Source organism: Streptomyces ruber, assembly GCF_014648075.1.
In the GTDB taxonomy this organism is placed as follows: domain Bacteria; phylum Actinomycetota; class Actinomycetes; order Streptomycetales; family Streptomycetaceae; genus Streptomyces; species Streptomyces ruber.
Genome location: NZ_BMQK01000001.1, coordinates 834,301 through 852,915 on the forward strand (window position 1 = coordinate 834,301; position 18,615 = coordinate 852,915).

The 18,615-nt window shown below is 71.3% G+C and carries 16 protein-coding genes and 2 tRNA genes; 13 read left to right on the forward strand and 5 right to left on the reverse strand.

Features of this window, described 5'->3' with window-relative positions; all coding sequences use genetic code 11:
- The first annotated feature begins 205 nt into the window (after nucleotides 1-205).
- From IEZ04_RS03860 to IEZ04_RS03875, 4 genes are all read left to right on the forward strand, one after another.
- The gene (locus IEZ04_RS03860; RefSeq protein WP_189215140.1) at nucleotides 206-802 is read left to right on the forward strand and encodes a M48 metallopeptidase family protein; all 597 of its coding nucleotides are present in this window, start codon (nucleotides 206-208) and stop codon (nucleotides 800-802) included.
- Between the two features lie 174 nt (nucleotides 803-976).
- Nucleotides 977-2,797: a TerD family protein gene (locus IEZ04_RS03865; RefSeq protein WP_189215141.1), complete on the forward strand. Its 1,821-nt coding sequence runs from the start codon at nucleotides 977-979 to the stop codon at nucleotides 2,795-2,797.
- Nucleotides 2,794-3,474 carry an AIM24 family protein gene (locus tag IEZ04_RS03870; RefSeq protein WP_189215142.1) on the forward strand — a complete coding sequence of 227 codons (681 nt, stop codon included), beginning with the start codon at nucleotides 2,794-2,796 and terminating at the stop codon, nucleotides 3,472-3,474. The genes IEZ04_RS03865 and IEZ04_RS03870 overlap by 4 nt, the downstream gene beginning before the upstream one ends.
- A 16-nt stretch (nucleotides 3,475-3,490) precedes the next feature.
- Complete coding sequence (locus IEZ04_RS03875) at nucleotides 3,491-4,243, forward strand: AIM24 family protein (protein ID WP_189215143.1); 753 nt, start codon at nucleotides 3,491-3,493, stop codon at nucleotides 4,241-4,243.
- 128 nt (nucleotides 4,244-4,371) lie between these two features.
- Here the strand turns inward: IEZ04_RS03875 and IEZ04_RS03880 are convergent, their stop codons facing one another.
- Both IEZ04_RS03880 and IEZ04_RS03885 read right to left on the reverse strand, forming a co-directional pair.
- A complete protein-coding gene (locus IEZ04_RS03880; RefSeq protein ID WP_189215144.1) occupies nucleotides 4,372-4,893 on the reverse strand; it encodes an NUDIX hydrolase in 522 nt (173 codons plus the stop codon).
- Nucleotides 4,890-6,341, reverse strand: a complete 1,452-nt coding sequence (locus tag IEZ04_RS03885; protein ID WP_189215145.1) for a zinc-dependent metalloprotease — start codon at nucleotides 6,339-6,341, stop codon at nucleotides 4,890-4,892. The genes IEZ04_RS03880 and IEZ04_RS03885 overlap by 4 nt, the downstream gene beginning before the upstream one ends.
- A 192-nt stretch (nucleotides 6,342-6,533) precedes the next feature.
- Between IEZ04_RS03885 and IEZ04_RS03890 the strand changes: the two genes are divergently transcribed.
- The 4 genes from IEZ04_RS03890 to IEZ04_RS03905 all read left to right on the forward strand — a co-directional run bounded on the left by IEZ04_RS03890 (nucleotide 6,534) and on the right by IEZ04_RS03905 (nucleotide 9,673).
- Nucleotides 6,534-7,646, forward strand: coding sequence for an SDR family oxidoreductase (locus IEZ04_RS03890; protein WP_189215146.1), 1,113 nt, complete (start codon nucleotides 6,534-6,536; stop codon nucleotides 7,644-7,646).
- Between the two features lie 84 nt (nucleotides 7,647-7,730).
- Nucleotides 7,731-8,213, forward strand: a complete 483-nt coding sequence (locus tag IEZ04_RS03895; RefSeq protein ID WP_373296245.1) for a molybdenum cofactor biosynthesis protein MoaE — start codon at nucleotides 7,731-7,733, stop codon at nucleotides 8,211-8,213.
- A gap of 131 nt (nucleotides 8,214-8,344) precedes the next feature.
- Entirely contained in the window at nucleotides 8,345-8,509 is a 165-nt protein-coding gene (locus tag IEZ04_RS03900) for a hypothetical protein (protein WP_189215148.1), read from the forward strand.
- Nucleotides 8,510-8,575: 66 nt separating this feature from the next.
- The gene (locus IEZ04_RS03905) at nucleotides 8,576-9,673 is read left to right on the forward strand and encodes a YlbL family protein (RefSeq protein WP_189215149.1); all 1,098 of its coding nucleotides are present in this window, start codon (nucleotides 8,576-8,578) and stop codon (nucleotides 9,671-9,673) included.
- 85 nt (nucleotides 9,674-9,758) lie between these two features.
- Here IEZ04_RS03905 and IEZ04_RS03910 read toward each other — a convergent pair whose 3' ends face one another.
- The gene (locus IEZ04_RS03910; RefSeq protein ID WP_189215150.1) at nucleotides 9,759-10,301 is read right to left on the reverse strand and encodes a PPA1309 family protein; all 543 of its coding nucleotides are present in this window, start codon (nucleotides 10,299-10,301) and stop codon (nucleotides 9,759-9,761) included.
- Nucleotides 10,302-10,476: 175 nt separating this feature from the next.
- Between IEZ04_RS03910 and IEZ04_RS03915 the strand changes: the two genes are divergently transcribed.
- The 4 genes from IEZ04_RS03915 to IEZ04_RS03930 all read left to right on the forward strand — a co-directional run bounded on the left by IEZ04_RS03915 (nucleotide 10,477) and on the right by IEZ04_RS03930 (nucleotide 15,828).
- Nucleotides 10,477-13,440: a UPF0182 family membrane protein gene (locus IEZ04_RS03915; RefSeq protein ID WP_189215404.1), complete on the forward strand. Its 2,964-nt coding sequence runs from the start codon at nucleotides 10,477-10,479 to the stop codon at nucleotides 13,438-13,440.
- A gap of 73 nt (nucleotides 13,441-13,513) precedes the next feature.
- Nucleotides 13,514-13,587 (forward strand) — tRNA-Met (locus IEZ04_RS03920).
- Nucleotides 13,588-13,817: 230 nt separating this feature from the next.
- Nucleotides 13,818-15,689, forward strand: a complete 1,872-nt coding sequence (locus IEZ04_RS03925; protein WP_189215151.1) for a tetratricopeptide repeat protein — start codon at nucleotides 13,818-13,820, stop codon at nucleotides 15,687-15,689.
- Between the two features lie 65 nt (nucleotides 15,690-15,754).
- Nucleotides 15,755-15,828: transfer RNA gene (locus IEZ04_RS03930), tRNA-Met, on the forward strand.
- A 140-nt stretch (nucleotides 15,829-15,968) separates the two neighbouring features.
- Here IEZ04_RS03930 and IEZ04_RS03935 read toward each other — a convergent pair.
- A complete protein-coding gene (locus IEZ04_RS03935) occupies nucleotides 15,969-16,385 on the reverse strand; it encodes a Fur family transcriptional regulator (protein WP_189215152.1) in 417 nt (138 codons plus the stop codon).
- Between the two features lie 144 nt (nucleotides 16,386-16,529).
- On the opposite strand from IEZ04_RS03935, the gene IEZ04_RS03940 reads away from it, so the two are divergent.
- Nucleotides 16,530-17,984 (forward strand): catalase, encoded by a 1,455-nt coding sequence (locus IEZ04_RS03940; protein WP_189215405.1) that lies wholly within the window; start codon nucleotides 16,530-16,532, stop codon nucleotides 17,982-17,984.
- Nucleotides 17,985-18,070: 86 nt separating this feature from the next.
- On the opposite strand, the gene IEZ04_RS03945 is transcribed toward IEZ04_RS03940, so the two are convergent.
- Nucleotides 18,071-18,478, reverse strand: coding sequence for a CBS domain-containing protein (locus IEZ04_RS03945; protein WP_189215153.1), 408 nt, complete (start codon nucleotides 18,476-18,478; stop codon nucleotides 18,071-18,073).
- Nucleotides 18,479-18,615 lie beyond the last annotated feature (137 nt).

Below are 18,615 nucleotides of genomic sequence, written 5' to 3' on the forward strand. Positions count from 1 at the left end.
AGGCGTGGTCGTACGGTTCCTGCGTCGGCGGGTGGTCCGTCCGGTCCGCCGACGGGGCCAGCATGCCCGGCTTTCGACGCGGAGCGTCGGGAGTTGTCCACAGGCGTCCGCATTAGTCGTACAAATCGAGCGCGGGGTGTGCGGATCGGAGCCGAACCGCCCCGGAGGCGGGACTTCCCCCGCGGGCAGCGGGTAACGTCGGGGCGTGCCCGCCGACCCACTGCACCGTGCCAAGAAGCCAGAGCGCAGCACGACGAGCGAGCCGTCGCGCGGCTCGGGGGCGAGCGCGATCGAGGTCCGCCGGAGTGACCGACGGCGCAGAACGGTCTCCGCGTACCGCGAGGGCGATCGTACCGTCGTGCTGATCCCCGCCCGGATGTCCGAGGCGGAGGAGCAGCGCTGGGTCACCGTCATGCTCGACAAGCTCGCCGCGCAGGAGAGCAGGCGAAAGCTCGGTGACACGGAGCTGGCCGAGCGTGCCGAGCGGCTGTCGGTGCAGTATTTCGACGGCCGGGCCCGGCCCGAGTCCGTGCGCTGGGTCACCAACCAGAACACGCGCTGGGGGTCGTGCACGCCGTCCGAGGGCAGTATCCGCCTCTCCCACCGGCTGCAGGGCATGCCCGAGTACGTCGTCGACTACGTCCTCCTGCACGAGCTCGCCCACCTGCTCGTGCCCGGCCACGGTCCCCGTTTCTGGCGGCTGCTGGAGGCCTACCCGCGGACCGAGCGGGCCCGCGGCTACCTCGAAGGGGTGGTCGCGGCCGACCGGCTGCCGTATCTGCCGGCCGCGCGCGGGGAGTGACCGCACTGAGCGCGGGCCGGCGCGAACCGGCCGGCACGCGCGCGTGCCCCTCCAGCGGAACGGGCCCGGTCACGAGGTTTTGTACCGGGTCCGTACCGGTCTCGTCCCTGGCCGGATTCTGCCGTTAGCCTGACGCGACGCACTCGCACCAGGGACGGGGGACGGTCGTAACGCATGGCCAGGGAATTCCAACGCGGCCACAAGGCCAGGATCAGTGACTTCACCGCGGGGACGGATCTCTACGTGGGGGTGCGGATCTCCGCTCCCGAAGTGACCTTCGACATCAGCTGCTTCGGGCTGGACGCCGACGAACAGCTCTCGGACGACCGCTACTTCGTCTTCTTCAACCAGCCGAAGACCCCGGAAGAGGCCGTTCAGCTGCTGGGCCCGCAGGCGGGCGACACGGAGTCCTTCCGCGTGACGCTCGACAGGATCCCCCCGAAGATCCACAAACTGTCGTTCACGGCCTCGATCGACGGGGCCGGGCAGATGTCGCAGATCGCCCCCGGCTACATCCGTGTCGTCGCGGGCGGCCAGGAGGTGGCCCGCTACTCCTTCGAGGGAACGGAGTTCTCCACCGAGCGGGCCGTGATGCTCGGTGACTTCTACCTGAAGGACGTGTGGCGGTTCGCCGCCGTGGGACAGGGCTTCGACGGGGGTCTCGACGCGCTGCTGCGGAACTTCGGCGGTGAGGTCGCCGAGGAGGAGCCCGCCGCGCCGCCGCAGCCGGAGACCGGTGCCGTACCGGGGTTCGCGCCGCCCGCCGAGGCCGCCGCCCCGCCCCCGTTCGCACCCCCGGCCGCCCAGGCCGCCCCGGCCATGCCGTCCGCCCCGGCGCCCGCACCCGAGCCGGCGCGGGATCCCGCACCGTCCTCGGAAGCGCCCCCGCCGCCGGCCCCGGCGCACCCCCGGCCCACCGTCGCAGCACCCCTGCACACCTCTCCGGGCACCGTCCCGCCGCCCGCACCCGCGCCGTACGGGCAGCCGCCCACCCCGCCGCCCGGTCACGGCCACCAGCCGCCGGCCCCGAGCGCGCCCCTGCCGCCCGGTTACCAGCCGTACGCCCCGCAGGCACCACAGGCTGCCCAGGCACCGCAGGCCCCGACGCCGCCGCCGTTCCACGACCCGCAGCCACCCACGACGCCCCCCGGCCATGGTCAGCAGCCCCCGGCCGCACCCCCCGGCCACGGTCAGCAGCCGCCGTACGGCCAGGTCCCGGGCCAGGCCGGTCCTCCCGGCGTGCCTGGCGTGCCCGGCGTGCTTGGAGCCGGTGCCCCGTCCCCGTACGGCGTGCCGCAAGGCGCCCCGCAGGGCGGCGCCGGAGTGACCGCCGCGCTGCGCGCGTTCAGGGAGACGCCCACCGGCCAGCGGTGGACCCAGCAGAACGCGAAGCTGATCCGTGTCGACCTCGGCGTCGCCGGTGACCAGCCCGTGCTGGCCCGCCAGGGCAGCATGGTGCTGTACCAGGGCAAGGTCGACTTCGGCTACAAGGGCGCGGGCTTCGCCGGCCGCCTCGTGGGCAACGCGACCGGCCAGGAGATGCAGCTCATGCGCTGTACGGGCCGGGGCCAGGTCTTCCTCGCCGACGAGGCCGCCATGCTGCATCCCATCGAACTCCAGGGCGACGCGATCTGCGTCTCCGCGGAGAACGTGCTGGCCTTCGACGAGAGCCTGCAGTACGAGGTGCGCAGGATCGACGGACACGGCATCCCCGGGGGCGCGCTGTTCACGATGCAGTTCCAGGGGACCGGCACGATCGTGGTGAAGACGCACGGCACGCCCGTCGTGCTGCCCGTCACGCCCACGACGTTCGCCGACTGCAACGCCGTGGTCGCCTGGTCCGCGGCCTCCCAGGTGATCGTCTCCAGCCAGGTGCGGATGCGCCGCAACGCCTACCCGGGAGACACCGGCGAGAGCGTGAACCTCCAGTTCCGGGGAGCGCCCGGCAACTTCATCGTCGTCCAGCCGTACGAGGTCCAGGGGAGCCCATCATGAACCAGCCGCTCGCGGGCTTCGCCCCCGCTCCGGTCACCGCCCGCATGGAGAACCACGGCGACCACATGCTCAAGGTCGCCCTGCAGACCGGTAACGACCTCTTCGCGCGCGTGGGCTCCATGGTCGCCTACGAAGGCTTCATCCAGTACGAGCCCAACCCGCCCGCCGTGCGCCAGATCGCCCGGGACTGGGCCACCGGGGAGGGCGCGCCCCTGATGAAGTGCTCCGGCGACGGCCTGCTCTACCTCGCCGACTACGGCGCGGACGTCGTCGTGATCAACCTCGACGAGGACGCGATCTCCGTCAATGCCACCAACCTGCTCGCCTTCGACGCGCACCTGACCTGGGGCGTCGAGCGCGTCAAGGGGCTCGCCAAGTTCGCCGGACAGGGCATGTGGAACACCAGGATCTCCGGCCAGGGCTGGGTGGCGCTGACCTCCCGGGGCAAGCCGATCGTCGTCGACTGCGGAAGCGGCGAGGACGAGACGTACGTCGACCCCGACGCCCTCGTGGCCTGGTCCCCGGACCTGAAGGTGAAGGGCAAGCGCAGCTTCACAGCGCAGTCGCTGATCGGCCGCGGCAGCGGCGAGGCGTACCAGATGGCGTTCTCGGGGCGGGGCATCGTCGTCGTCCAGCCCAGCGAGGACAGCACCGACCGTCTCCGAGTCCGGGGCTGAGAGGGAGCGACACACCATGCAGAGCCCGATTTTCGGCCACAACGAGCAGCAGACCCGGGAACGCTGGAGCCTGCAGAACGAGCAGATGCTGCGTGTGGCCCTGACCGGCCACGACGACGTCCTCGCGCGCAAGGGGACGATGGTCGCCTACCAGGGGATGGTCGAGTTCGACGCCGAGGTGCAGAGCAGCGGCCGGCGGCGTGAGCGCGCCCGCACGGGCGAGGGCCTGGACCTGATGCGCTGCCACGGGCAGGGCACCGTCTACTTCGCCAACCTGGCGCAGCACGTGCACGTGGTGGACGTGGACCACGACGGCCTCACCGTGGCCAGCGGCTACGTACTGGCCATGGACTCCTCGCTGCACCACGAGGTCATCGCCGTCGACAGCCTGTACGGCATCTCCGGCTCGGGGAAGTACCAGCTCAACATCACGGGCCGGGGCAAGGTCGCCCTGACGACCTCGGGCATGCCGCTGATGATGCACGTGACGCCGGACACCTACGTCAACTGCGACGCCGACGCGATCGTGGCCTGGTCCACCGGGCTGCGCGTCCAGATGCAGGCCCAGACGCATTCCTCCGGGGTGTGGCGGCGCCGTGGCAACACCGGTGAGGGCTGGGAGCTCAGCTTCATGGGCCAGGGCTACGTACTCGTCCAGCCGAGCGAGCTGCTGCCGCCGCAGAACGCGGCGATCTCCGGCCTAGCCGGCCAGTACGGCATGGGCCAGCAGGGGGCGCGCGGACAGAACCAGGGCAACGTCTGGAGCTGACCGCACCGGTGACGTGTAAGGGGCGACCACCATTGCGGTCGCCCCTTACACACGTCTGCCGCCCTTACACGTCTGCCCCCTCGCGCACGCCTGCCGCCCTCGCGCACGTCAGGTGCGAGGAGGAGGCGTCAGAGCCTCTCGCGCGTCGCCTCCAGCAGCCGTACGACCGACTCGTCGGCCACGGTCGCCACCTCGTCGAACGCGAACCAGCGCAGGTCGAGCGACTCGTCGCTGATCTGCTGGAGCGCGCCCGGCGGCGCCACGGCGGCGTACTGCACGTCGAGGTGCCAGTGGCAGGGCGGCGGGATCGGGTGCCGGTCGAGCCGCACCGGACCGCCGGGGAGCAGCGCCAGCCCCGCTATGCCCGACTCCTCCGTGGCCTCGCGCAGCGCCGCGTCCGCGACGGTCGCGTCCCCCGGCTCGCAGTGGCCGCCCATCTGCAGCCACATGCGCAGCTTGCGGTGGAGCGTGAGCAGCACCCGGCCGTGCCCCGGATCGATCACCAGGGCGCTCGCCGTGAGGTGCCCGGCGTGGCACGACTTCCACGTGCCGTCCGGATGCGTCTGCAGGTGGTCCAGGTACGTCTGACGCAGGTCCTCCTGCCGCTCGTACCCCTTCAGCACGAGGACCGCGTCGTCGTGGAGGCTCACTCGGCGCCGTCGCTCTTGCCGTCGCCCTTGCCGTCCTCGCCGTCGCCGTCCTTCGTCAGGTCGGGCCTGCCGGGGGCGTCGCCGCCGGCCGCCTCGCCGAGCATCCTGTCCAGCTCGGAGAAGTCGAGCTGCTCGCGGTGGACGAAGCCGTCCGGGTCGTCCAGGTCGGAGGCGGTGGGCAGCATGTCCGGGTGGGACCACAGGGCGTCCCGGCCGTCGACCCCGCGCGCGTCCGTGAGGGACGCCCACAGGCGCGAGGCGTCCCGCAGCCGTCGGGGGCGCAGCTCCAGCCCGATCAGCGTGGCGAACGTCTGCTCGGCCGGACCGCCGGAGGCGCGGCGGCGGCGCAGCGTCTCGCGGAGCGCGTCCGCGGACGTGAGGCGCGGCTTCGCGGCCGAGTGGACCACCGCGTCCACCCAGCCCTCCACCAGCGCCAGCGCCGTCTCCAGCCGGGCCAGGGCGGTCTTCTGCTCCGGGGTGTCCTCCGGCTGGAACATTCCCTGCTGCAGTGCCTGCTGCAGCTCGTCCGGGTTCTGCGGATCGAACTGGCCGACCACGTCCTCCAGCTTCGCCGTGTCGACCTTGATTCCGCGCGCGTAGCCCTCGACCGCGCCGAACAGGTGCGAGCGCAGCCACGGCACGTGGGCGAACAGACGCTGGTGGGCGGCCTCGCGCAGCGCCAGGTAGAGCCGCACCTCGTCCTTGGGCACGCCCAGGTCCTTGCCGAACGCCTCCACGTTCACCGGCAGCAGTGCCGCCCGGCCGGCCGGGCCGAGCGGCAGGCCGATGTCGGTGGAGCCCACGACCTCGCCCGCGAGTACGCCCACGGCCTGCCCGATCTGCGAGCCGAACATGGCGCCGCCCATCGAGCGCATCATGCCGATCAGCGGGCCCGCCATGGCCTGCATCTCCTCGGGCAGCACCTCGCCCATGGCCGCGCCGACACGCTCGGCGACCGGGTCGACGAGCTCCTGCCACACCGGCAGCGTCGCCTCGACCCACTCCGCGCGGCTCCACGCCACGGCGGAGCCCGCCCCGGACGGCAGCGACGTCGCGTCGTCCAGCCACAGGTCGGCCAGGCGGACGGCCTCCTGGACCGCGGACCGCTCGGCCGGGCCCACGCTCGCGTCCTTGGTGCCGTCGGAGGTGCCCTGGGCGACCGTCTGGCGGGCGATCTGCTTGGCCATGTCCCAGTTCACCGGGCCGCCCTCGTACGAGAGCATCTGGCCGAGCTGCTGGAACGCGGCGCCCAGGTCGCCCGGGTTCATGGAACCGAACATCGCGGCGAGCGGATTGTCGGCGCCGGGGCCTCCCGCGCCGGGCAGCCCGAAGCCGAACGGGTTGGCCGGTCCCTGACCACCACCGCCCTGCTGGTCCTTCTTCTTGCCCTCGTCGCCGTTCTCCGGCTCCTCCGGCGGAAGGCCGAATCCGAATGGGGTGTCACTCACGGGATTCCTCGGCTGGTTAGGCCGCCGGTTCTTCCCGACGGCACGGCTGCCCTACGACACCACCCAGGGTAGACACCACGGCCGGTTAGGGCCTCGGTGCTTCGCCGACCGGAGGGCTGCGGCAGGATGGATGCCACCTGGTACGTACGCGTCACACGTGCACGTACTGAAGACAACCGCTGGAGACGCCCGGTGAGTTCCCCAGATCCGCAGGTTCGCGCAGCGCGAAACCCTTCCACCAGTCCGGCCTCGCGCGGGCCCGTCGTCGCGGTCACCGGCGCCGCGAGCGGGGTGGGCGCCCTGCTCACCGAGCGGCTCACCGCGTCCGACGAGATCAAGCAGGTCGTCGCCATCGACGAGCGGCGCGGTGACTGCGCGGCCGCGCAGTGGCACATCCTCGACGTACGGGACCCGGCGATCGCCGACAAGCTGCGCGGCGCGGACGTGGTGGTCCACCTGGCCGTCGACCTCGATCTGGAGACCGACACGGCGGCCCGGACCGCCTACAACGTCCGGGGCACGCAGACCGTGCTCACCGCCGCGGCCGCCGCCGGCGTCCACCGGGTCGTGCTGTGCACGTCCACGATGGTGTACGGGGCCCTGCCCGACAACGAGCTGCCGCTGTCGGAGGACGCCGAGCTGCGGGCGACCGCCGAGGCGACCGGCGTCGGCGATCTGCTGGAGATCGAGCGGCTGGCCCGGCGCGCGCCGCGCGCCCACCCGGGCCTCAACGTCACCGTCGTCCGCCCCGCGGTGCTCGTCGGAGGCACCGACACGGCGCTGACCAGGTATTTCGAGTCGCCCCGGCTGCTGGTGGTGGCCGGCTCGCGGCCCGCCTGGCAGTTCTGCCACGTCGAGGACCTGTGCGGCGCCCTGGAGTACGCCGTCCTGGAGAAGGTGGACGGTGAGCTGGCCGTCGGGTGCGACGGATGGCTGGAGCAGGAGGAGGTCGAGGAGCTCAGCGGGGTCCGCCGCATGGAACTGCCGTCCGCGGTGGCGCTGGGCGCCGCCGCGCGCCTGCACCGCATCGGGCTCACCCCGTCCCCGGCCGGAGACCTGGCGTACACGATGTACCCCTGGGTGGTCAGCGGCAGCCGCCTCCACGACGCCGGGTGGCGGCCGCAGTGGACCAACGAGGAGGTCCTCGCCGAGCTGCTGGAGGAGGTCTCCGGGCGGCACACGGTGGCCGGGCGGCGGCTGGGGCGCAAGGACGCGACGGCGGCGGGCGCCGCGGGCGCCACGGTCGCGCTGCTCGGCACGGCCGCGCTGGTACGGCGCGCGCGGAAGGCGCGGCGGCGCATCTGACCGCATGACCGCACCCGCGGGGCGGGCTCCCCGCGCGCGTGCCCACGGGACGTCCGTGCGGGGCAGTCCGCGCGGTGGGGCACGATGGGTGGCATGGCACCCAGTGACGAGCACCGCAACGACCACCCCGGAGAGCGCACGGCGCACGAGCCGATCAAGCTCATCGGCATCCGGGAGACCCCGCTCTCGGTGGACGAGGTGTTCCGGGCCGTGGGCGACGACGCGGCCGGCGGCACCGCACTGTTCGTCGGCACCGTGCGCAACCACGACGGGGGCGCCGACGTGGAGGCACTCGCGTACTCCAGCCACCCGACCGCGGAGGCGGAGATCCGGCGGATCGCCGAGAAGATCGTCGCCGAGTTCCCGGTACGGGCCCTGGCCGCCGTGCACCGGGTGGGGGACCTGACCGTCGGGGACCTCGCCGTCGTCGTGGCGGTGTCCTGCCCGCACCGCGCCGAGGCCTTCGAGGCCTGCCGCAGGCTCATCGACGACCTGAAGCGCGAGGTGCCCATCTGGAAGCACCAGACGTTCTCCGACGGCGGCGAGGAGTGGGTGGGGGCCTGCTGAGACCGGTGCCGGCCGGGCGGAAGTTCCCCTCCGGTTGCGTAACCCCACCCCGGGCGCCAGCGTTGACGGTGCGGAGGTTTAATCTGCTGATCAGTGAGCCTCGGACGCTCACACGGGGTTGGGAGGTCGGCATGGGAGCGCTCGCCTGGCTGTCGATTCCGCTTCTGGCGGCGATCGGAGCCGGACTGTGGGGCAGTTGGGTCAGCCGGAACCGCAAGAGCATCGAGGACGGCACCGAGCTCGAGGGCTACATGCGTTTCCGCGAGGCCATGGAGAAGTCCCGGTCCGGCGGCTGACGGCGGTCGGCCCCGGACGGACGGCCCGGACAGTGCACTGACAGGCCGGTCCCGTACTGTCGTTCCATGCCACGCCGTACGGCGACGATGCTCGCCTCCACCCTGATGCTGATCGCGCTCCTGTGCGCGGGAGTGTTCATCCCCGTGCCGTATGCGGAGATGTCTCCGGGGCCGACGGTGAACACCTTGGGCGAGCACGACGGCGAGCCGGTGCTGCAGATCTCCGGGCACGAGACGTACCCGACGACCGGGCACCTGAACATGACGACGGTCCGGGTCACCAGCGCCGACTACCGGATGAACCTCGTCGAGGCGGTGTACGGGTGGCTGGCCCACGACAACAAGGTCGTGCCCCACGACACGCTCTACCCCGACGGCAAGACCGAGGAGCAGTCGACCCAGGAGAACGCCGAGGAGTTCAGCCAGTCCCAGGAGAGCGCCAAGGTCGCGGCCCTGAAGTCGCTGGACATCCCGGTGCAGTCGTGGGTGATCGTCCAGTCGGTGCTCAAGGACTCCCCGGCCCAGGGCAGGCTGCACGCGGGCGACGTGATCAAGTCCGTCGACGGTACGGCGGTGAAGGCGCCCGGCGACGTCGCCGAACTGGTCACCAGGCACAAGGTGGGCGAGGAGGTCCGGTTCACGATCGTGCCCGCCGACGAACAGGCCGCCGCCGAGAAGGAGAACCGCACGGCGAGCAGGACGAAGGACGTCACGATCACCACGGCGGCCTCCGACGACGAGGGCGCGGACCGGGCCGTCGTCGGCATCGCGGCCGGGACCGACCACACGTTCCCGTTCACCATCGACATCAAGCTCGCCGACGTCGGCGGGCCCAGCGCGGGCCTGATGTTCGCCCTCGGCATCGTCGACAAGCTGACGGAGGAGGACCTCACCGGCGGCAGGTTCGTCGCGGGCACCGGGACCATCGACGACGACGGCACGGTCGGTCCCATCGGCGGCATCGAGATGAAGACCGTCGGCGCGCGCGACAAGGGGGCCCAGTACTTCCTGACCCCCGAGGACAACTGCGCGTCGGCCGCCAGGGACGTCCCGGACGGGCTCACCCTCGTCAAGGTCGGCAGCCTGGACGACGCACTCGGCGCCCTCGAGGACATCCGCTCCGGCAAGACCGACGACCTGCCCGAGTGCACCACCGGGAGCTGACCGGCGACCGTACGCGCGCGGGGCGCCCTCCGGCCCGGAGGGCGCCCCGCGCGCGTACCGCGGCCTCACGGCGGCCGGCCCGTGGTCAGTCCTCGAACGTCGCCGCCAGCGCCTCCGCCAGGCCCGGCACCAGGTCCTTGCCGGTCAGCACCTCCGTCGGCGAGTCCTTCTCGCGCAGCCGGAGCGCGGACTCGCGCGTGCCGTCCCGCAGGACCGCGACCGTCATACGGACCTCCTGGCGGTCCGGGTGCCCGGCGACCCACTCGGCCAGACCGGCCTCGTCCAGCCCCTCGGGCACCGCGGCCTCGGCGGACGGCGGCAGCATCAGCCGCTCCACCGTGAGGGCGCAGCCGGCCACCGCGCCGGGCCACGCGATGGTGCCGAGGAACTCGTCCAGCGGCCGGCCGGCGGGGATCTCCTCCTGCTCGACGGGGGTGAGACCGGCGGTTTCCGACTCGCCCTCCAGACCGAGCTGGGTTGCGAGGGCGGGTTCCTGGGCCCGCAGACGCGCGGTGTCGACAAGGGCGAAGAGGCGAGCGGGCCCGTCCCAGCCGAGGCCGGAGGTGTACTCGTCGATCTCGAGCACGGCCCGGGTGAGGGGGTTCGCTGCCATGGGAGTGTTGGACATGGTCACAATCCTGCCTCGTTCGTCCCCCGAACCGGGAACCGAGTAAAGCGTAGGTAAGTTGCATAGATGAGGTCCCTGTGCTCGCCACGATCACAGGGACGAAGAAGATGGTCCGCGATCACGAGGGCCTGACGTATCAACAGCGAACTTCGAGGTGCGCACCTTGGCTTTCCAGATGCCGGACCGCGGCGGAGGCCCGACGGGGCCACGGATGAGAGTGGGCCGACCGTCCCGGCGGGTCCGGACCCTCCTCATGACACTGGGCGTCCTTGCCGTCCTGGGCATGGCGTTCGTCATGTTCTCCGGGTTCTGGACGGACTGGCTCTGGTACCGGTCGGTCGATTTCTCCTCGGTCTTCACGACCACCCTGCTGACCAAGGTCGGGCTTTTCTTCGTCTTCGGCCTGCTCATGGCGTTGGCCGTCGGGCTCAACGTCTGGCTGGCCCACCGGCTGCGCCCGCCGCTGAGCGCCATGTCGATGGAGCAGCAGAGCCTCGACCGGTACCGCATGGGCATCGCGCCCTACAAGAAGTGGCTGCTGCTCGGCGTCACCGCGCTGGTGGGCCTGATCGCGGGAGCCTCCGCGTCGAGCCAGTGGCGCACGTGGCTGCAGTGGGTGAACGGCGTGCCGTTCGGCCAGAAGGACCCCCAGTTCGGACTGGACGTCTCCTTCTACGCCTTCGACCTGCCCTGGTACCGGTTCCTGCTCGGCTTCGGCTTCGCCGCCACGATCCTGTCGCTGATCGCCGCCGCGCTCACGCACTACCTGTACGGCGGCCTCAGGGTCACCTCCCCGGGCGCGCGCGCCACGGGCGCGGCCACCGGGCACCTGTCGGTACTGCTCGGCCTCTTCGTGGCCCTGAAGGCGGTCGCGTACTGGCTCGACCGGTACGGCCTCGCGGTGAAGTCCAGTGACTTCAAGGCGACCGGCAACTGGACCGGCCTGAGGTACGTCGACGCGAACGCGTACCTGCCGGCGAAGACCATCCTGTTCTGCATCGCGGTCATCTGCGCCCTGCTCTTCTTCGCCACCCTGTGGCGGCGCACCTGGCAGCTGCCGCTGATCGGCTTCGGCCTCCTGGTGCTCTCGGCGGTGCTGATCGGCGGGCTCTACCCGGCGATCGTGCAGCAGTTCCAGGTCAAGCCGAACGAGCAGGCCAAGGAGACGCCGTACATCGAGAAGAACATCGAGGCGACGCGCAAGGCGTACGGCATCGACGGCGTCAAGCTCGACAACGTCTCGGGCACGGGCGACAGCGGCAGCGCCGAGCAGCAGCGCGACCAGGCGGAGACGATCGCGAGCTACCGGCTGAACGACCCGAACGTGGTCTCGCCGACGTTCCAGCAGCTCGAGCAGGAGCGGAAGTACTACCAGTTCCCGACCACGCTGGACGTCGACCGGTACGACGGCCAGGACACGATCATCGGTCTGCGTGAACTGAACCTCGACCGTGTCGACAAGAAGAACTGGATCAACCAGCACTTCATCTACACGCACGGGTACGGCGCCATCGCGGCGAAGGGCACCGAGATCCAGGAGGGTTCCGACGGTTCCCCGGCCTTCACCGAGCAGGGCCTGCCCACCACCGGCGCCCTGAACGAGGGCTACCAGCAGCGGATCTACTTCGGCGAGAAGACCACCCAGTACTCGATCGTGGGCGGGCCCCAGAAGGAGCTCGACTACGAGGAGGGCGGCGGCCAGAAGACGTACCAGTACCAGGGCAAGGGGGGTATCGATCTGTCGAACCCGCTGAACCGGGCCGCGTACGCGACCGTCTTCAGCGAGCCGCAGATGCTGTACTCCGGTGCCATCGGCGACGGCTCCAAGATCCTCTACAACCGTACGCCCAAGGACCGCGTCGAGGCGGTCGCGCCCTGGCTGACCATCGACGGGGACGCCTATCCGGCCGTCATCGGCAAGCGGGTCCTGTGGATCGTCGACGCGTACACCACCACCAACGGCTATCCGTACGCCTCGCGCACGACGCTCGGCACCACCACCGCGGACGCGCTCACGGACGACGACAGCCAGCGCGCGGTGGTCGCCCAGCAGAACCAGGTCAACTACATCCGCAACTCGGTGAAGGCGACCGTCGACGCGTACGACGGCACGGTCACCCTGTACACCTGGGACGAGAACGACCCCGTCCTCAAGACGTGGAAGAAGGCGTTCCCGGACACGGTGAAGGCGAAGGCCGACATCCCGGCCGAACTGAAGGAGCATCTGCGGTACCCGCAGGACCTCTTCAAGGTGCAGCGCGAGCAGCTGGGCGTCTACCACGTCACCAACGCCGACCAGTTCTACAACGCGAGCGACGTGTGGCAGGTGCCCAACGACCCGACGAGCCGGGACCGCGTCGCCGTACCGCCGTACTACCTCTCGCTGAAGATGCCCGGTGACGACCGGCAGAGGTTCTCGCTGACGACGACCTTCACCCCGAGCGGACGGCCCAACCTGGCCGCGTACATGGCGGTGGACGCCGATGCGACCAGCGACCAGTACGGCACGATGCGGCTGCTCAGGGTCACCGGCGAGTCCGAGGTCGACGGACCGGTGCAGTGGCAGAGCAAGCTGAGCTCGATCCCCGCGGTGCAGGAGTTCACGCGGAACGCGGAGACGTCGAAGTCGAACATGATCTTCGGCAATCTGCTCGCGGTGCCCATGGGCAGCGGATTCCTGTACGTGGAACCGATCTATGTGCAGGGCAGCAACGCCGAGTATCCGCTGCTGAAGAAGGTCGCGGTGTCGTACGGCGGCAAGACCGCCTTCGAGGACACCCTCGAACAGGCGCTGAACACGGTGTTCGGTACGGAGGGCTCCGGCACCGAACCCCCGGGCGACGGCCAGGACGAGGGCCGGGACGAGGGCCGGGACGACGGCACGGAGCCGCCGGCGTCGAGCGACCCGACGGTCCAGGCGGCCCTGGACGACGCCCAGAAGGCGTTCGAGGACGGCCAGCAGGCTCTCAAGGACGGCGACTGGGAGGCGTACGGCCGGGCGCAGAAGAGTCTGGAGGAGGCGCTCCAGCGGGCCGAGGAGGCGCAGTCCAGGGCCGGCGGGTCCGATTCCGGGTCCGGCTCTGGAGGCGGTGGGCCGGACAACGAGCAGGATTCCGGAGGGAGTTCGGCGGAAAGCTGAGCCGGGCCCGCGCGTGAGCGCACCGACGACGACAGGCTCCACCCCGCGCCGTGATACGGTTGCAGAACAACGGCGCGGGGTGGAGCAGCTCGGTAGCTCGCTGGGCTCATAACCCAGAGGTCGCAGGTTCAAATCCTGTCCCCGCTACTGAAGTCGAAGGCCCGGATTCCTTTCTAGGGATCCGGGCCTTCGGCGTGTGTGGCGACGCGCCGGGCCGCACGGGCTGACCTGGACGGCTCGACGCGGTGCCGCGACCTACGGGGCCGGAGAGCGGCCCTGTGTTTGACTTGTCTCTCTGTGGGCATGTCGACAAAACGCTGTAGTGACCTCAATCGCTGCGGTATACCGGGTGTACCCAGGTTGCGGGTGGTGCGACGATGGACGTTATGGGGGACAAGGCAACTCTGTGGAAGACGGGACGGTTTGCGCGGCCTGCTGACATTTCGCAGCCTATGGACAGGGACGAGGCCGGCGAAGCCGTCGAGGAGGCGCGCCGCCGGATGGCCGCCGAGGCCGGCGACGTGGAGGCCATGAGCGTCCTCGGGGCCATGCTGCTGCGCCGCGGCGATCTGGACGGGGCCGAGCCCCATCTGCGCGCCGCCACCGCCGCGGGCGACCGCGCCGCCGCCAACAACCTGGGTGTCCTGCTGCACCAGCGCGGCTACCCCGACGAGGCCGCCGGCTGGTGGCGGATCGCCGCCGTCGCCGGTTCGGCCGCCGCCGCGCACGCGCTGGGCCGGCACCACCGTGAGCGCGGGGACGAGCCGGCCGCCGAGTACTGGTTGCGCCAGGCCGCCGAACAGGGGCATGTGCTCGGCGCGTACGCCCTCGCCGACCTGCTGGAACACCGCGCCGACCCCGACGCCGAGCACTGGATGCGGGCCGCCGCCGAGCGCGGGCACCGGGAGGCCGCGTACCGGCTGGCGCGCGCCCTCGACCGCCGGGTCGCGGACGAGGAGCACCGGGAGGCGTGCGCCGAGCCCGGGACACCGGCCGCGGAGAAGGCCGCCGACGGAGGCGCCGGGCTGTCCGCCGCCGAGGAGGCGGAGCAGTGGTACCGGCAGGCCGCCGCGCGCGGGCACCGGCGGGCCGCGCTGCACCTCGGGGCCATCCTGGAACGGCGCGGGGACCTCAGGGAGGCCGGACGCTGGTACCTGACGTCCGCCAAGGACGGCGAGGCGCGGGCCGCCTGCGCGCTCGGGTTCCTGCTGCGCGACGCCGGGGACGACGAGAGCGCGGCCGTGTGGTGGCTGCGGGCCGCGCAGGACGGTGACGGCAACGCGGCGAACGCGCTGGGCGCGCTGCACGCCGAGCGCGGCGAGACGCAGACCGCCGAGCGCTGGTACCGGGCCGCGCTGGACGCCGGTGACGTCAACGGCGCGTACAACCTCGGGCTGCTCTGCGCCGAGCAGGGGCGCACCGCGCAGGCCGAGCAGTGGTACCGGCGCGCCGCGTACGCCGGGCACCGTGAGGCTTCGAACGCGCTCGCGATCCTGCTGCTGCAGGTCGGGGACGCGTCCGGGGCCGAGCCGTGGTTCTCCAAGGCGGCCGAGGCGGGCAGCGTGGACGCCGCCTTCAACCTCGGCATCCTGCACGCGGGCCGGGAGACCTCGGAGGGCGCCAGGAACGCGCTGGTCTGGTACGAGCGGGCGGCGGCGGCCGGGCACTCCGAGGCGGCGCTCCAGGTCGCCATCGCGCGGCTGAAGGAGGGCGACGAGCAGGCGGCCGAGCGGCATCTGCGGCAGGCGGCCGGGGGCGGCAGCGCCGAGGCCGCGTACCGGCTCGCCGCCGTGCTGGACGCCCGCCGTCCGCCGGAGGCCGCGCACGAGCTGGGCGAACCCGCGCGGGAGAAGACCGAGTGCGAGGAGTGGTACGAGCGCGCCGCGTCCCAGGGACACCGGCGGGCCCAGGTGCGGGTCGGCATGCTCGCGGCGGCCCGCGGGGACGTCGCGGAGGCGGCCCGCTGGTACCGGCGGGCCGCCGAGGCCGGATCCCGCAACGGCGCCTTCAACCTCGGGCTGCTGCTGGCGCGGGAGGGCAGCGAGCCGGAGGCCGCGCTGTGGTGGACCCGGGCCGCCGACGCCGGGCACGGACGGGCGGCTCTCCGGCTCGCCCTGGTCTACGCGCGTCGTGGCGAACTGGCCGAGGGGCAGCGCTGGGCCGACCGCGCCGTGACCCTCGGACCGGCGGAGGTCGCCGAGCGCGCCCGGCGGCTGCGGGACGCGCTGCGGCAGGAGCTGTCGGCGTGACGGCGGCCCGTACGGGAAGCGATTTGCATCCGTCCGACGCCTTGACGTAGTGTTCATTTCACCGACGCGGGGTGGAGCAGCTCGGTAGCTCGCTGGGCTCATAACCCAGAGGTCGCAGGTTCAAATCCTGTCCCCGCTACAAAGGCCGAGGGCCGGAATCCGACAGGGTTCCGGCCCTCGGTGTTTCCCCCTCCGTGTGTGCTCGGTGCATCCGTCATCGGTACGGGCATCACGAGAGGGCCCCCGGCGCCATCGGCGCCGGGGGCCCTCTCGTGATGCTTACGCCTTCGCGCAGTCGGGGCACACGCCCCGGTACGTCACCTCGACGTCCGAGACGGTGAAGCCGAACCGCTCCGCGGCGGGCAGGTCCGCCAGCGGGTCACCGGTCGGGTGGACGTCGCGGATCGCGCCGCACCGGGCGCAGATCAGGTGGTGGTGCGGACGGTGCGCGTTCGGGTCGTACCGCTTGGCGCGCTTGTCCGTGGCGACCTCGACCACCTCGCCGAGGGAGACCAGCTCGCCCAGGGTGTTGTACACGGTGGCCCGGGAGATCTCCGGCAGCCTGTCGACCGCGCGGGCGTGCACTTCGTCGGCCGTCAGATGCACGTGTTCGCCGTCGAGGACCTCGGCCACGACACGCCGCTGCGCGGTCATGCGCCATCCGCGTCCGCGCAGCCGTTCCAGTAGGTCACTCATAGCAGCCAGCCTAACAGCAGAGGGAAAGGAATCCCGAACGGGTGTGGTTTTGGAGCTTCACTTGACTTAGACATTGTCCATTGTAGGATCGAGCTCGGCATTGGCCAAGGGACAGGAACAGCAGGAATGACGCAGGAGGCGTACGTGTCGCAGGGACCGCTCACGACGGAGGCCGGTGCTCCGGTCGCCGACAACCAGAACAGCGAGACCGCGGGCGTCGGCGGCCCCGTGCTCGTCCAGGACCAGCTCCTGCTGGAGAAGCTCGCGCACTTCAACCGCGAGCGCATCCCGGAGCGTGTCGTCCACGCCCGTGGCGCCGGTGCGTACGGCACCTTCACCGTCACCGCCGACGTCACCAAGTACACGCGCGCCAAGTTCCTCTCCGAGATCGGCAAGGAGACCGAGGTCTTCCTGCGGTTCTCGACCGTGGCCGGCAACCTCGGCGCGGCGGACGCCGTCCGTGACCCCCGCGGCTGGGCGATGAAGTTCTACACCGAGGAGGGCAACTACGACCTCGTCGGCAACAACACCCCGGTCTTCTTCATCCGGGACGCCATCAAGTTCCCCGACTTCATCCACACCCAGAAGCGCGACCCGTACACGGGCTCGCAGGAGGCGGACAACGTCTTCGACTTCTGGGGCCTCAGCCCGGAGAGCACCCACCAGGTGACCTGGCTCTTCGGTGACCGCGGCATCCCCGCCTCGTACCGCCACATGGACGGCTTCGGTTCCCACACCTTCCAGTGGAACAACGAGGACGGCGAGGTCTTCTGGGTCAAGTACCACTTCAAGACCGACCAGGGCATCAAGAACCTGACGGCCGAGGAGGCCGAGATCCTGGCGGGCAAGGACCCCGACTCCCACCAGCGCGACCTGCGCGAGGCCATCGAGCGCGGCGAGTTCCCGACCTGGACGGCGTACGTCCAGATCATGCCGGCGGCGGACGCGGCGACCTACCGCTTCAACCCGTTCGACCTGACCAAGGTCTGGCCGCACGCGGACTACCCGCTGATCGAGTACGGCAAGCTGGAGCTCAACCGCAACCCGGAGAACATCTTCGCCGAGGTCGAGCAGTCGATCTTCAGCCCCGCCCACTTCGTGCCGGGTATCGGTCCGTCCCCGGACAAGATGCTGCAGGGCCGTCTCTTCGGCTACGGCGACGCCCACCGCTACCGCGTCGGCATCAACGCCGACCAGCTGCCGGTGAACCGTCCCAAGGCCACCGAGGCGCGTTCCCACGGCCGTGACGGTTTCCTGTACGACGGCCGTCACGGGGGCGCGAAGAACTACGAGCCGAACAGCTTCGGCGGCCCGTTCCAGACGAACCGCCCGCTGTGGCAGCCGTTCACCGACTTCACGGGCGCCACGGGCAACCACCCGACGCCGGTCCACGCGGAGGACAACGACTTCGTGCAGGCGGGCAACCTCTACCGCCTGATGACGGAGGACGAGAAGGAGCGCCTGGTCAAGAACCTGGCGAACGCCATCTCGGGGGTCACGCGCGACGACATCGCCGAGCGCGCGATCAACAACTTCCGTCAGGCGGACGCGGACTTCGGCAAGCGCCTGGAGGTCGCGGTCCAGGCCCTGCGCGGCTGACCCAGGCTGGACCGCTTGCCGTAGGTGACGGGCCGGAACCCCCTTGGGGTTCCGGCCCGCTCGCTTGTCCGGGCACGCCCGCACGGTCACGCGGGGGCGTGCTGCCGGGCCGGGAGCTGCGGGGCCGGGGCCCAGCAGCGGATGATGTCGCGGACCGAGACGATGCCGACGGGGTCGACCCCGTCCAGGACGACGAGATGCCGGAAGCCGCCGTGGGCCATGGCGCCCGCGGCCTCCTCCAGGGTCCAGGACGGCGTGGCGAACACGACGTCGGTGGTGGTGTGCGCATGGACCCGCTCGGCGTCCGGGCTCTGCCCGAGGCCCACGGAGCTGAGGACGTCGCGCTCGGTCAGTATGCCTAGCCCGCCGGCGTCGGGGTCGAGGACGACGGCCGCGCCGACCTTGCGGGCGGACATCAGGGCGGCGGCCTGGCGAAGGGTGTGGTCGGGGCCGATGGTGAGGACCACCGTGCTCATGGCGTCACGGACGAGCATGGAGTGCAGCCACCTCCTAGGAACCCTGGCGCCGACGGCGCCAGTTCAGGGATTCACAAGTTCACAAGTGGGGGAACTCTCAGAGTTGCAGCCGGACTTCGGACCAACAAGGGGGCGCGCGAGTCAGTTCGGGGCGC